15 protein-coding genes are annotated in these 12,678 nt (G+C 69.2%); 7 read left to right on the top strand and 8 right to left on the bottom strand.

Annotated elements, in window-relative coordinates:
* On the top strand, positions 1–557 hold a 557-nt coding region (locus tag A5696_RS07490; RefSeq protein ID WP_197516913.1), incomplete at its 5' end, for a TetR/AcrR family transcriptional regulator.
* Here the strand turns inward: A5696_RS07490 and A5696_RS07485 are convergent.
* Positions 481–972 carry a DUF417 family protein gene (locus A5696_RS07485; protein ID WP_067875741.1) on the bottom strand — a complete coding sequence of 164 codons (492 nt, stop codon included), beginning with the start codon at positions 970–972 and terminating at the stop codon, positions 481–483. The genes A5696_RS07490 and A5696_RS07485 overlap by 77 nt on opposite strands.
* Before the next feature lie 116 nt (positions 973–1,088).
* Positions 1,089–1,562 (bottom strand): SRPBCC family protein, encoded by a 474-nt coding sequence (locus tag A5696_RS07480; protein ID WP_067875738.1) that lies wholly within the window; start codon positions 1,560–1,562, stop codon positions 1,089–1,091.
* Between the two features lie 104 nt (positions 1,563–1,666).
* Between A5696_RS07480 and A5696_RS07475 the strand changes: the two genes are divergently transcribed.
* The 5 genes from A5696_RS07475 to A5696_RS07455 all read left to right on the top strand — a co-directional run bounded on the left by A5696_RS07475 (position 1,667) and on the right by A5696_RS07455 (position 7,628).
* Positions 1,667–2,488, top strand: coding sequence for a mycofactocin-coupled SDR family oxidoreductase (locus A5696_RS07475; protein ID WP_067875734.1), 822 nt, complete (start codon positions 1,667–1,669; stop codon positions 2,486–2,488).
* Positions 2,489–2,630: 142 nt separating this feature from the next.
* Positions 2,631–2,843 carry a heavy-metal-associated domain-containing protein gene (locus A5696_RS07470; protein WP_067875731.1) on the top strand — a complete coding sequence of 71 codons (213 nt, stop codon included), beginning with the start codon at positions 2,631–2,633 and terminating at the stop codon, positions 2,841–2,843.
* A 50-nt stretch (positions 2,844–2,893) separates the two neighbouring features.
* The gene (locus A5696_RS07465) at positions 2,894–5,095 is read left to right on the top strand and encodes a cation-translocating P-type ATPase (protein ID WP_067875728.1); all 2,202 of its coding nucleotides are present in this window, start codon (positions 2,894–2,896) and stop codon (positions 5,093–5,095) included.
* Between the two features lie 81 nt (positions 5,096–5,176).
* Positions 5,177–6,568: an alpha/beta hydrolase family protein gene (locus A5696_RS07460; RefSeq protein WP_067875725.1), complete on the top strand. Its 1,392-nt coding sequence runs from the start codon at positions 5,177–5,179 to the stop codon at positions 6,566–6,568.
* A gap of 247 nt (positions 6,569–6,815) precedes the next feature.
* Complete coding sequence (locus A5696_RS07455) at positions 6,816–7,628, top strand: polysaccharide deacetylase family protein (protein ID WP_067875782.1); 813 nt, start codon at positions 6,816–6,818, stop codon at positions 7,626–7,628.
* Here the strand turns inward: A5696_RS07455 and A5696_RS07450 are convergent.
* Positions 7,615–8,796 carry an SRPBCC family protein gene (locus A5696_RS07450; RefSeq protein WP_067875722.1) on the bottom strand — a complete coding sequence of 394 codons (1,182 nt, stop codon included), beginning with the start codon at positions 8,794–8,796 and terminating at the stop codon, positions 7,615–7,617. The two genes, A5696_RS07455 and A5696_RS07450, sit on opposite strands and share 14 nt — an antisense overlap.
* 60 nt (positions 8,797–8,856) lie before the next feature.
* On the opposite strand from A5696_RS07450, the gene A5696_RS07445 reads away from it, so the two are divergent.
* Positions 8,857–9,654: a PaaX family transcriptional regulator C-terminal domain-containing protein gene (locus A5696_RS07445; protein WP_231964256.1), complete on the top strand. Its 798-nt coding sequence runs from the start codon at positions 8,857–8,859 to the stop codon at positions 9,652–9,654.
* A gap of 10 nt (positions 9,655–9,664) precedes the next feature.
* Here A5696_RS07445 and A5696_RS07440 read toward each other — a convergent pair whose 3' ends face one another.
* The 5 genes from A5696_RS07440 to A5696_RS26960 all read right to left on the bottom strand — a co-directional run bounded on the left by A5696_RS07440 (position 9,665) and on the right by A5696_RS26960 (position 12,626).
* Positions 9,665–9,922, bottom strand: a complete 258-nt coding sequence (locus A5696_RS07440; RefSeq protein WP_067875716.1) for a hypothetical protein — start codon at positions 9,920–9,922, stop codon at positions 9,665–9,667.
* A gap of 49 nt (positions 9,923–9,971) precedes the next feature.
* Complete coding sequence (locus A5696_RS07435) at positions 9,972–10,478, bottom strand: flavodoxin domain-containing protein (RefSeq protein WP_067875779.1); 507 nt, start codon at positions 10,476–10,478, stop codon at positions 9,972–9,974.
* On the bottom strand, positions 10,478–11,068 hold the full coding sequence (locus A5696_RS27605; protein WP_156738290.1) for a hypothetical protein: 591 nt from the start codon (positions 11,066–11,068) through the stop codon (positions 10,478–10,480). Before A5696_RS27605 ends, A5696_RS07435 begins: the two co-directional genes overlap by 1 nt.
* A gap of 74 nt (positions 11,069–11,142) precedes the next feature.
* Positions 11,143–11,802 carry an SRPBCC family protein gene (locus tag A5696_RS07425; protein WP_197516912.1) on the bottom strand — a complete coding sequence of 220 codons (660 nt, stop codon included), beginning with the start codon at positions 11,800–11,802 and terminating at the stop codon, positions 11,143–11,145.
* Positions 11,799–12,626, bottom strand: coding sequence for a pyridoxamine 5'-phosphate oxidase family protein (locus A5696_RS26960; RefSeq protein ID WP_156738289.1), 828 nt, complete (start codon positions 12,624–12,626; stop codon positions 11,799–11,801). Before A5696_RS26960 ends, A5696_RS07425 begins: the two co-directional genes overlap by 4 nt.
* Positions 12,627–12,678 lie beyond the last annotated feature (52 nt).

Here is a 12,678-nt window from a genome sequence, read left to right as displayed (position 1 = left end):
CCATCCGCGAGATCGCCCGGACCGCGGAGGTGACCAGCGCCAGCCTGTACAACTACTTCCCCAACAAGTCGGAGCTGCTCGCGGCGACGGTCGCGGAAATCGACCTGATCGCATCCCGACGGCTACGCGAGGCCGCCGACCGCTCCGGTGACGTCGTCGACCGCCTCGAGGCGGTGCTGGAGGAGCTGGGCCGGTTGCTGCGCGAGTATCCGTATCTGGCCGCGTTCGATCGGACGATGCGAGCCGAAATGTCGGCACACCCACGCAGCGGCCGGACACGGAATCCGGGGTCAAAAGCGTTGCGCGACATCATAAATGACATCGTCGAGGACGCCCGGGAGCGCAAGGCGCTGCCGCCGGGCACCGACCCGGACGCCGCGGCCAACGCGATCTACGCGCTGGCTCGCGGCCTGACGGAACGTGCGGCCAGCCTGGCGCCGGACGCCCACGCGGCCGCCCTGGAGTCGGCCAAAGAACTGATCAGGGGAACGCTTTTCGCGTCGCAAGCGAGTCGCCGAGAGTCCACAGCGCGACACCGATCAAGACGAGGTCCTTGAGCAGGAACTGGCCCGGCAGCGCGGACAACACGGGCAGGCCGTCGGCGTGCGTCGAAACCACGCCGGGAGTGGTGAACAGGAAGCTCAGCGTCCCCATGAAGAGCACCACCGCCAGGGCGCTGCCAACCGCGGATGCCCGCGGCCACACCGGGCGCAGCGCAATGAGAAGCGCGGCAACGATTTCCATGGTTCCCAGCCCGTGCGCGACCACGGTGACGCTGGCCACGTGGTAGATCCAGCTCATCAGCGGGCTGTGCTCGATGAGCACCCGGGATTCCATCTTCACGTATTTGCCGAACCCTATCCAGGCCAAGACGACCACCAACCCGTAGCGGCTGATGAGCTGTCCCGATCGGGTGAGCAGCTGCGAGAGGCGATGCGGTGTCACGGCGGCGGCCGGGGCGCGGACGATCATCGGCGAAGGGTCCTTCCTGCGGGGCGGCGGGCGACCGGACGTCGACCCATAGAGACCCACGAACGACACCCAGATTGGGTTCAGCCGCCCAATCTTTTCAGTGCCGCGGCGATGGACTACCGGCCCGCGTAGCGATCGCGCAGCTTGGCCAGCGTCGCCTCGATGCCCGCGGCATTGGCCTTCCGGAAACCCATCCGTTCGTAGTACTTCAGCCCGTTCTTGACCGCGCCGGCCCGGCTGTAGTCGAACGTCTCGGTGACCCGCGTCCGGGTCGGCGAGAGCGACTCGAACTGCCAGCGCCAGCGGTGCCCCACCGGATGACGCCATTCGACCAGTTCGTTCGGTTTGAGCGCGGTCACGGTGCTGGTGATGCGGTACGGCACGCCATACATCTTCATGTGCGTCGAAAACTTCGAACCGACAGCCAGTTCCGCCGGGACTTTGATGTTGTCGCCGACCGTGCCCGACCCATCCAACTCGTGGTGACGCCGGGGGTCCGCCGCCATCGCGTACAACTCCGCGGCCGGCGCGTCCACTTCAACCGACCGACTTACCTGTCGGGGCCCCGCATCGACAACGTTGACGGTCATGACGGTCTCCTTCCGGGCGTCCGTGGCGCCGGATCGACGCTACGCTTCGCCGAGTTGAATTTTTGCAACCGTTCGAACAACGACGTTCAGCATGGAGGCGTTCGGTGAGCCGGTCGATTGAGGGAAGGGTGGCGCTGATCACCGGCGCCGCGCGAGGACAGGGACGTGCGCACGCGGTGCGACTCAGCGCCGAAGGCGCCGACATCATCGCGGTCGACATCGCGGGGCCGTTGCCGCCCAGCGTTCCCTACGATTCGCCGACGCCCGACGACCTGGCCGAGACGGCGCGACTGGTGAGCGCCAACGGCAGGAGGGCAATCACGGCGGCGGTCGACATCCGTGACCTCGACGCGCTGACGGCCGCCGTCGCCGCGGCCGTCGGCGAACTGGACCGGCTCGACATCATCGTCGCCAACGCGGGGATCTGCAGTCCCGCGCCGTGGGATCAGATCACCCCGCAGGCGTTCCGCGACACCATCGACACCAACGTGATCGGCACTTGGAACACCGTGATGGCCGGCGCTCATCACATCATCGACGGCGGTCGGGGCGGCTCGATCGTCCTCATCGGGTCCGCCGCCGGCATCAACATGCAGTCGTTCATGATCCACTACACGGCGAGCAAACATGCCGTCGTCGGGATGGCGCGCGCGTTCGCCGCCGAACTCGGCCGGCACAACATCCGCGTCAACAGCCTGAACCCGGGAGCGGTCGCGACCCCGATGGGCACCGGCCGGATGCGCGACGCGTTGCGATCGGCCGCCGACTCCTACCCGCACCTACGGGGCCTGCACAAACCGCTGCTGCCCGACGGCATCGCCCAGCCCGAAGACATCTCCGATGCGGTCGCCTGGCTGGTGTCCGACCAATCCCGGCTGGTAACCGCGAGCCAGGTGTCGGTCGATATCGGCGTCGGCTACGTCTGATCGGGGTCCTCCCGCGGCGCGTTCACCCGCCGTCCAGGCAGAATGGTGCTGCCCGCGGTAACGGCATCCGGCGCGGGAACACCCACGGCACGGCGACGCGTTTGACCGTACCCCCGCGGGTATAAGGCCCGGAAGGAGGGTAATGGCGACGAGTGAGTACCGGGTGACCGGCATGAGTTGCGGGCACTGCGAGGCCGCCGTCCGGGCGGAGGTCAGCCAGGTCCCCGGCGTGGACGGCGTGGACGTGAGCGCGCGCACCGGCCGGCTCGTCGTGGCAAGTTCTGTTCCCGTCGACGCGGAGGATGTGCTGAGGGCCGTCGACGAGGCCGGTTACCAGGCGGTCCTGGTCGCGTGAAACCTGCCCCACCGACCGCAGTCCACAGCTTCGACCTCGAGATCGCGGGGATGACCTGTGCCTCGTGCGCGACGCGCATCGAGAAGAAATTGAACAAGCTCGACGGGGTCGATGCGCGGGTGAATTACGCGACCGAGAAGGCAGCCGTCATCGTCCCCGCCGGATACGACCCGCGGGCGATCGTCGCCGAAGTCGAGAAGGCCGGCTACACGGCCGCGCTGCCGACACCGAAACCCGCGCCCGAGGCACCGGAGACCGCCGAACTCGCGGCGCTGCGCACCCGGCTGATCGCCGCGATCGTGCTCGCGGTCCCGGTGATCGCGATGGCGATGATCCCGGCGCTGCAATTCCGTCACTGGCAATGGGTGTCGCTGGCGCTGGCCGCACCGGTCGTCGGATGGGCGGGCCGCCCGTTCCACGCCGCGGCGTGGGCGAACCTCAAGCACGGCGCCGCCACGATGGACACGCTGGTCTCGGTCGGGACGCTGGCGGCGTTTCTCTGGTCGCTCTACGCCCTCGCCCTGGGGACGGCCGGACGGCCGGGCATGCGCCACGGCTTCGAGCTGACCGCCGCGCGTGGCGACGGCGCGGCCGACATCTATCTCGAGGTTGCCGCCGGAGTGACCCTGTTCGTCCTGGCGGGCCGCTACTTCGAGAAGCGCTCCAAACGGCGCGCGGGTGCCGCGTTGCGGGCCCTGCTGCGGCTCGGCGCCAGGGACGTCGCGGTGCTGCGGCACGGCGCCGAGACGCGCGTTCCCACCGATCGGCTGGGGATCGGCGACGAGTTCGTCGTGCGCCCGGGCGAGAAGATCGCGACCGACGGGACCGTGGTCTGGGGATCCTCGGCGGTGGACGCCTCGATGCTCACCGGCGAGCCCGTCCCCGTCGAGGTCGGCGAGGGCGACCCCGTCACGGGCGGCACCGTGAACGCAGGCGGCCGTTTGATCGTCCGCGCGACCCGCGTCGGGGACGACACCCAGCTGGCCCAGATGGCCAGGCTCGTCGAGGCGGCGCAATCGGGCAAGGCCGAGGTGCAGCGGCTCGCCGACCGGGTCGCGGGCGTGTTCGTCCCGATCGTCATCGCGATCGCGGCGGCCACCCTCGCGATCCGGCTGGCCGCCGGCTCTCCGCTCGCGGCGGCGCTGACGGCCGCGGTCGCGGTGCTGATCATCGCGTGCCCGTGCGCGCTCGGGCTGGCGACGCCGACCGCCCTGTTGGTCGGCAGCGGCCGCGCGGCCGAGCTCGGCGTGCTCATCACCGGACCGGAGGTCTTGGAGTCGACGCGCAAGATCGACACCATCGTCCTGGACAAGACGGGCACCGTCACCGCCGGGACGTTGACTCTGGTCGACGTGATCGCCGGCGCGGGCACCGATCGCGCGGCGCTGCTGCGCTGTGCCGGGGCCGTGGAGCACGCCTCCGAGCACCCCGTCGCGCGCGCGATCGCCAAGGCCGCCGCGGCGGAAGTCGGCGCCCTGCCCGTCGCCCGCGACTTCGCGAACGTGGGAGGCCGGGGCGTGCGCGGCGTCGTCGACGGCCGCGCCGTCGTTGTCGGGCGGGAGGGTCTGCTGGCCGAGCGCGGCCAGTGTGCCGACGCGGAGCTCTCGGCCGCCAAAGCCGGCGCCGAGCGCGAGGGCAAGACCGCCGTCGCCGTCGGGTGGGACGGTCGCATGCGCGGCATCCTGGTGCTGGCCGACACCGTCAAACCCACCAGCGCCGAAGCAATCCGGCAGCTCAAGGCCCTGGGATTGACCCCGATCCTGCTGACCGGCGACAACGAGACCGTCGCGCGGCGCATCGCCGACGAGCTCGGCATCGCGCACGTTATCGCCGGTGTGCTGCCGGCCGACAAGGTCGCCACCGTCGAGCGCCTGCAATCCGAGGGCAACGTCGTCGCCATGGTCGGCGACGGCGTCAACGACGCCGCGGCCCTGGCGGCCGCCGATCTGGGGCTGGCCATGGGGACCGGCACCGACATCGCGATCGAGGCCGCCGACCTGACCCTGGTGCGCGGCGACCTGAGGGCCGCGGCGGACGCGATCCGCCTCTCCCGGCGGACGCTGCGCACGATCAAGACGAACCTGCTCTGGGCCTTCGGCTACAACGTCGCCGCCATCCCGTTGGCCGCGCTCGGCCTGCTCAACCCGATGCTCGCGGGCGCCGCGATGGCGCTGTCCAGCGCGTTTGTCGTCGGCAACAGCCTGCGGCTTCGCTCGTTTGCAAGCACGATGCGCGACGATCCTGTGGGATAGTTGATCGGGCCCACCGCGTCCGCAAGCCACGGCCGGTGGGTTTATTCGCAGAACGATCGGATTGAGCGAAGGTCACGACCGTTGCCCCATTTCGTCGAACAGTGGTCCCTGCTGCACGGCTGGCTGCCGGCGGCGGCGCAGGCCCTGGCGCTGCTGGCGGTCATCGGCGCCGTCGGGTGGCGCAGGCGGCGCTGGCGGGGCTGGGCGCTGCCGGCTGCGCTGGCCGCAGCGGCGGCGGTCACGGCGTTGTCCTATTGGTACATCACGTCGATCGGCGTGGCCGGGGACCCGGCGCCCCTGTTGCTGTGGTTGTGGGTGGCGATGAGCGGGCTCGCGGCCGCCGTGCTGCTGCTGGGCTGGCCGGGCGCCCGCTGGTGGCGTCGTGCGCTGGCGGTGGCGTCGGTACCGCTGTGCGCGCTGTGCGCGGCGCTGGCCCTGAACGGCTGGGTCGGCTATTTCCCCACCGTGGCGGCCGCATGGGATCAGCTGACGTCGCAGCCGCTGCCCGATCAGATCGACCGGCTGAGGGTCACCGCGATGCAGCTCGAGGGGACCAAACCGGCCAAGGGCGTCGTCGTTCCCGTGACGATCAGCGCCGACGCATCGCACTTCCCGCACCGCCAGGAGCTGGTGTATCTCCCCCCGGCCTGGTTCAACAGCAACCCGCCGCCCCGGCTGCCGGCGGTCATGATGATCAGTTCCGCGTTCAACACGCCGGCCGACTGGCTTCGCCCCGGCGGCGCGTTCACCGCGATCGACGACTTCGCCGCCGCCCACCACGGGTTCGCCCCGGTGCTGGTGTTCGTCGATCCCACCGGTTCGTTCGACAACGACACCGAGTGCGTCAACGGCAGCCGCGGCAACGCCGCCGATCACCTGACCAAGGACGTCGTGCCCTTCGTGGTGTCGAACTTCGGCGTCAGCGCCGACCGGTCGAATTGGGGCGTCGCCGGATGGTCGATGGGCGGCACCTGCGCCGTGGACCTGGCCGTCATGCATCCCGAGCTGTTCAGCGCGTTCGTCGACATCGCCGGCGACCGCAGCCCGAGCATCGGCACCAAGGAGCAGACCGTCGCCCGCCTGTTCGGCGGCAACGGCGACGCCTGGGCGGCCTTCGACCCGGCCACGGTCATCGGCCGACACGGCCGCTACACCGGGCTGTCGGGATGGTTCGACGTGCCCGCGTCGTCCGGTGCGCGCACCGTCGCCCAGGAAGCCGATCCCGACCTCGCCGCTCCCAGCACCGACCCCGCCGCCAACCCGGAGGGCCAGGACGCCGCCGCCAACTCGTTGTGCGCCGCCGCGGCGGCCAACGGGATCAGTTGCGCGGTCGTCACCCAGCCCGGCAGGCACGACTGGCCGTTCGCCGCCCAGGCGTTCGCCGCGGCGCTGCCGTGGCTGGCGGGGACGCTGGGAACCCCGGGCGTCGAGCCCGTGCCCTTGCCGCGGCGCGGCGGCGGGGCTGCGCATTGATCCCAGCTAAGCAAGACCGTTACCCTTTCGAGGCTGAATTCACAGCTGACCCTCCTGTAACGAATCCGGCGTGCGCGAACCGGCACTGGTACCGTTCGCTGCTGTGGCGGCGGAGTTTGGCACCGAAGGCATCCGGGGTACCGGGGCGCGTGTGCCGACATCGCACCGCAAAAGACCCACGCGGAACCGCGCCTTCGCCATCACCGCATTCGGCGGCGCCTCGGGCGGGGGCCGCGGCACGCCGGAGCTGAACCGGCGCCGCTTCCTCGGCGCGCTGGCCGCGGCGACCGTCGCCGGCGTGGGGGCGGCCCGTCTGGTGGTCGACCCGCAGCCCCGGACCTTCGCGCAGGCGCCCCCGGCGAATGTCGCGGCAACCTCGGGCCCGATCGCGCCGTCGACGCTGCTGCCGCCGCCCGCGCTCAGCGCTCGCATCCCGCTGCCCGGTGGCGGAGCCCTGACCAAGATCCCCGGCGAGGGCGATCTGCTGGCGCTGACCGTCGACGACGGCGTCAACAGCGAGGTGGTGCGCGCCTACACGCAGTTCGCCAAAGACACCGGCGTGCGGCTCACGTTCTTTGTCAACGGGATCTACAAGTCCTGGACCGAAAACCGGCAGATGCTGCGGCCGCTGGTCGACTCCGGGCAGATCCAGCTGGGCAACCACACCTGGTCGCACCCGGACCTGACCACCCTGCCGAAGGATCAGATCGCCCAGCAGCTCACCCGCAACGACGATTTCCTGAAGAAGACCTACGGCATCGGCGCCAAGCCCTACTGGCGTCCCCCCTACGCGAAGCGCAACGCCGCCGTCGACGCGGTGGCCGCGGACCTCGGTTACACCGTCCCGACCCTATGGTCGGGTTCGCTGTCGGATTCCACGCTGATCACCGAGGACTACATCGTGAAGATGGCCGATCAGTACTTCACCCCGCAGTCCATCGTCATCGGGCACCTCAACCACCCGCCGGTCACCCACGTCTACCCGGAACTCGTGGACATCATCCGCGACCGGAACCTGCGTACCGTCACCCTCAACGACGTCTTCCTCAAGACGCCGTAGCGGCCGCCATCCGGCTCAGGCGCGCGTCGAGCGTGGCGTGGAAATGCCCGATCGCGCTCTCGTGACGGCCGAACTCCACGAACTCGTTCGCGCCGGAGCGCAACCCGCGCTGTACGCCCTCCGACATCTCGTTGTCCTCGGCGAGGCCCCGCTCGATGAAGCTGCCCGCGCCCACCAATCGTTTGGACGGGTCGAGAGACGCCCGCTCGGCGACTTCGGGTTTCACCATCGAATAGGTGCTCACCGTGGTGCGATCGACGTCCACCGGGTCGATCACGACCACGGAAACCACGTCAGGGAATGTCGCCACCATCACGTTGGGGAACAAGTGATAGACGTAGGTGATCCGCGCGTCGACGTTCCAGGTCGACTCCGGGCGGTCCCGGAGTCGCTCGATATTGCGGTACGGGAAGGTGAGTCGGCTATTCGGGCCGAACGTCTCCACGACATTGAGGTCGTCGTATTGCACCGGGTAGAAGGTGTCTCGGTGCGTTGAGCGGAGGTGATAGCCCTCCAGAAACTGTTCGACGAGAACCTTCCAGTTCATCGCCCGCACAGTCGAATCCGTATAAACGAGCCGCTGCGCCGGCAGCAATTTGTCGCGCCAGGGGCTCCCGTCGGTCAGCGCGGCCATCGGATCGGCGTCGTCGAGGCCCGGCGGGTCGAGCGGATCGATCACGATCAGCCCGTCCACCTCGCGGCTGGGGACCTCCACGAGGCCCCGGCCCGCCGAGTCCAGGTCGGGGAACGCCTCGGAGTGCGGAACGTGCGCAAGCGACCCGTCCAGCCGATAGGTCCAGCCGTGGTAGCGGCAGACCAGTGCATGCGAGCAACCGGCGCCTTCGACCAGCGCGAAACCGCGATGCCGGCAGGCGTTGCGGAACACCCGGGCCCGTCGATCGTGCCCTCGCACCGCGAACAGGGGCGCACCGAACGCGACTCGCTCGACATGGTCGCCCGGTGTGGCGATCGCGGCCGACGGGGCGAAGACGCTCGGCATCGCACGAAGCAGCCGGACTTCCTCCGCGAATCGTGTTGTGCTCAAATAGTTTTCGACCGGCTCACGCCATGGCGCACCCTCGTCGGTGGTACCGGCGTCGATGTGGGCCAGGACGCGCCGGACGATCTCGACATCGTCGGCGAGCACCGACTTCGTCGGCGAGCTCATGCGGCTCAGTATCACAGCATGGTCGTCACGTGTCAATCAATGAGTGATATGTTTCGTTCCGTGGGCGACCTCATCGACGCTCAACCGCTCAGCGCGCGCTCGGTGCTGGCCTCGGCCCTGCTCGGATCCGACGGCGGGCGCCTGACGGTTGCGGAACTGGTCGCCGTGGCCGCGCTGTTCGGCATCAGCGCGGGCGCGGCGCGCACGTGCCTGTGGCGGATGGTGTCAAACGGCGAACTGACCGCCGACGGCGGCAGCTATGCGCTCGCGGGCCGTTTGTCGGAGCGCCGCCAGCGCGTCGACGAGGCCTCGCGCATCGACGCCGCAGCCGCGCAGAAATGGGACGGGACATGGGAATTGGCGATCGTCGCACTGGAACGCCGATCGGCGGCCGAACGCCTCGAGCTCCGAAAGGCCGCGGCGGCCCTGCATTTGGCCGAGCTTCGTGAGGGTGTGTGGATCCGCCCGGACAACCTTGATCCGCAACGGCTTCCGACATTCCGGGCGGTGGTCGACCAGCAATGCACCCACTTTTACGGCGCCGCGACGGATATGACCGACGACGCCGTGCGATCGCTGTTTTCCCTGGACGAGTGGGCGGAGGACGCCGCGGTCCTCATCGATGCCATGGACGCCGCGCTCGAGACGGACGAGCGCGACGATCACACCGGAAGCTTCACCTACCAGTTCGCGCTCTCTATCGCGGTGGTGCGACACCTGCAACTCGACCCGCTGCTGCCCGTGGAGATCACCGGCGACCGCTGGCCGGGGCACACGCTGCGCAGCACCTACCGCCGTTTCGATCGGGCGTTCAAACGACGAATGAACAGCGCTCACGGCGCTTTCCGTCGACCCTAGCGCCGATGCTTCACAGCGAATCGACAACCTGTTTCGCCTCGCGCAGGCCGGCGCCGGTGAGTTCACGGAACAACTTGATGGCGGCGATCGCGTTCCCGGACCGAGCGAGGGCGGCGACTTCGGAGGGCACACCGCCCTCGAACTGCCCGACCGGGGTGCTGCCCACGTCGCTCCCGAATGTCGGGCACGGGACCCCGAGCCGTTCCGACAACAGACGCACCTGCTGTTCGAGCAACGCGAGACGGCGGTAAACGTGGGCATCTTCCATAGCTCACGATTATGCAATCGCGACGGGCGACTCGGCCCAGTTTCGGTCCCTAAGCCTGTTGGTCGACCGTCGGCCGGTGCAACTCGTTGACCACCGTGCCGACCCACCGCCGCACATGGGCGGGACTGCGCCAGTCACCGGCCCTCTTCTTCGCCATCGCACTGGCGGGAAAACCCTTTGCATCCGGTTCGAGCCGACCGCCGAAGGTCACGTGACCGCGGGCGCCCACGCGATGCAGCAACTTCGCGACCTGAGCCGTGGGCGGGATGTCACGCTTTTCGGCCGAATCGTCGAGCGGACCGCTGCTGACCAGCCAAACGGGCAACCCGCGCAATGCCAGGGTATTTCGGCGCACGAACCTTCGCGCGTCGCGGTGCCACCTGTTGGCGTACAACGCGCCCGCGACGATCACCGCATCGATGCCGTCGAGCCCGCCGGCGTGCTTGGCGGGGTGTACCACCGCGTCGCATCCCGCATCGGTCAGCGCGTCGCCGATCATGGTGGCCAGCCCGCCGGTGCCGCCCCGCTTGGATCCGAAAGTCACCAAAACGCGCATCACTTGATCCCCGCCTCGGCATCGGCCTTTATCGCGTCGAGCGTCGCGCGCATGATGTGCGCGACGAATGGCCGAACCAGCCACCAGTAACGAACGAACCGCCGGTGTGAATCGGAATCGGTTGTGGTGGTTCGACATTGGTAGCTCAGCAGTGTGTGGCCGTCACCGTAGGGTGCCACCGAGAAGTTCGCGGCGATCTTTCCCCAGCCCCGCTCGGCGAATCCGGCGAAATCCTCCGGCGCCACGTCACGCCACTCGATGACCGGCCGCCAGAACTTTCCCACCGCTCCGAACGCGATCTCGCGGTCCGGTCGTTCGCCGAGCGGTAGCCATCCCGGCAGCCCTGTCTTCTCGCTCATCACCAGCCGCGGTGGCGGCGGGACGGCCTTGCCCAGCAGCCGCTCCGGCAAGCCACGGACCCACATCGACGCCGACAGCAACGGCGTGCGGACGGTGAGCAGGTCCAGGGACCTGGCGGCCTGAAACGTGGTCGCCGGATCGGCGGCCACCATCACGTGCTCGGCGATCATCGCGTCGTAGGTCGGGACCGCCGATTCGATCAGCATGCGTTCTGCGCCAATCGCTGCCATGGTGGGATTGTTCAACCGAACGTCGCCGAGTCCTAGGGTCACTGGTCCTTTATCGCGAGGACGGTGGGCACGGATCAGCGATCCCGGTGAGCGGTCTCGGCGCGTTGCTTGATGCCCAGCATCATCTTTCGGACCATGGCGAAGTGCAGCGGTTCACCCACTGCGTAATCGACGATGGCGCCGAGCGCGCACAAGAGGCCGAAGTCCCTGGGGGCCAGCAACCGCAACCAGCCGGCGTCGCGCTCGCGCACCAGCAGGCGGGTGCGATCGTTGGGCAACGGCAGCAAGACGAATGCCCAGGTGCCGATCACCAGCGCATGGTTGGGCTCGAGAACCGTCACCGGGCTTCCGATGCGCACGGAACCGACCGACCCGGTGTCGATCCGGTCACCGATCTCGACCTGCTGCAATTCGGGATGGATGCGAGTGGCCGAGTGACGCCCCTCGACGTAGTGCACCGTTCCGGGGAACAGGTAACGCTCGACCCAGTCGTAGCTGTAGAAGCCCGCCCTGCGATCACCGATCTGCACCAGCCAAGGCCAAACCGCGGCCGGCGGTGCATCGATCGTCACCGCCCGGGTGCGATGGCTCATCACGTCCTGCGCGATATCGTCGCCCGGCAACCGCATCCGCCGCTCGGCTTCGGTCGCGCCCCAATCCAACAGGGCGCGCCGAACCAGCACGTCGTAGCCGATCAGCCCGGTGACGGGGACAGCCCAGCGCCAGCGCGTCATTGCACCCGGCATTCGGTCGCCGTCCGGGGCGTGATCACGATGTACGCGGCCCGCGATTGCAGGTAATACCGCACCCGCAGCGCCCATAGCCTCAGGTGGCTCAGCTCCACCGCCGCGAACTCCGGTCGAAGGTAGTAGCGCCACGCTATCCGCGCGAGCACCGCGGGCGGCGGCGCACCCCGCACCGCTCGGGCGTATCCGCGCACGAGGAGCCGGTCTGAGTCCCCGCCCTCCCCGCCGAGCAACAGGGCCACCCCCGGGGAAGCGACGACATTGCGCACCGTCCAGGATGCCGCCGAGGTTGTCGCATAGATGCGGCCCCGGAAGGTGACGAACCACAGCGGCACCGCGAACGGTGTTCCCTGCTCCGAACGGCTGGCCAGGATCATCACCCGCGAGCTGTCAAGCGCCGCTTGCAGATTCGGCGAATGCAGGGGCTGGGCGTGGTGCTCGTCGCCGGCCGGCAACGATGTCGGCGGTGACGGTGAGCTCGTGGGCGGCGGGCCCGGGACCTCGCGCAGCGAGCCATAGTCCCAGGCCACGATTCGCCTGGGCACGACGCGATAGGTGGACCGGCCGACCGCCTCGGCCGTACCCCGGACGGTCAGCGAGCGCAGCCGGAACCACTGGGGGCCGTCGTCGGCGATCACCACGACATTGCGACCCGCCAGATCAGGGCTGCCCTCCGGCACCCGCGCGATGCGGGGTGACGACGCGGGATCGACGGGCCGCTCGAGGGTCACGGTCACCGGCACGACCACGAGTTGGTCACCGCCGAAGGCGACCAACGCCGCGCGTGGAGGGCGGATTGCCAAGTCCGCCACCGCGCTCGCCTCGACATCGCGGGTTATCACGAGCGGCGCCCTCCCGGGAGGT

Source organism: Mycobacterium sp. E2699, assembly GCF_001666745.1.
Lineage (GTDB): Bacteria > Actinomycetota > Actinomycetes > Mycobacteriales > Mycobacteriaceae > Mycobacterium.
Note: the sequence above shows the minus strand (reverse complement) of the source record. Positions and strands in the feature narration are given on the sequence as shown.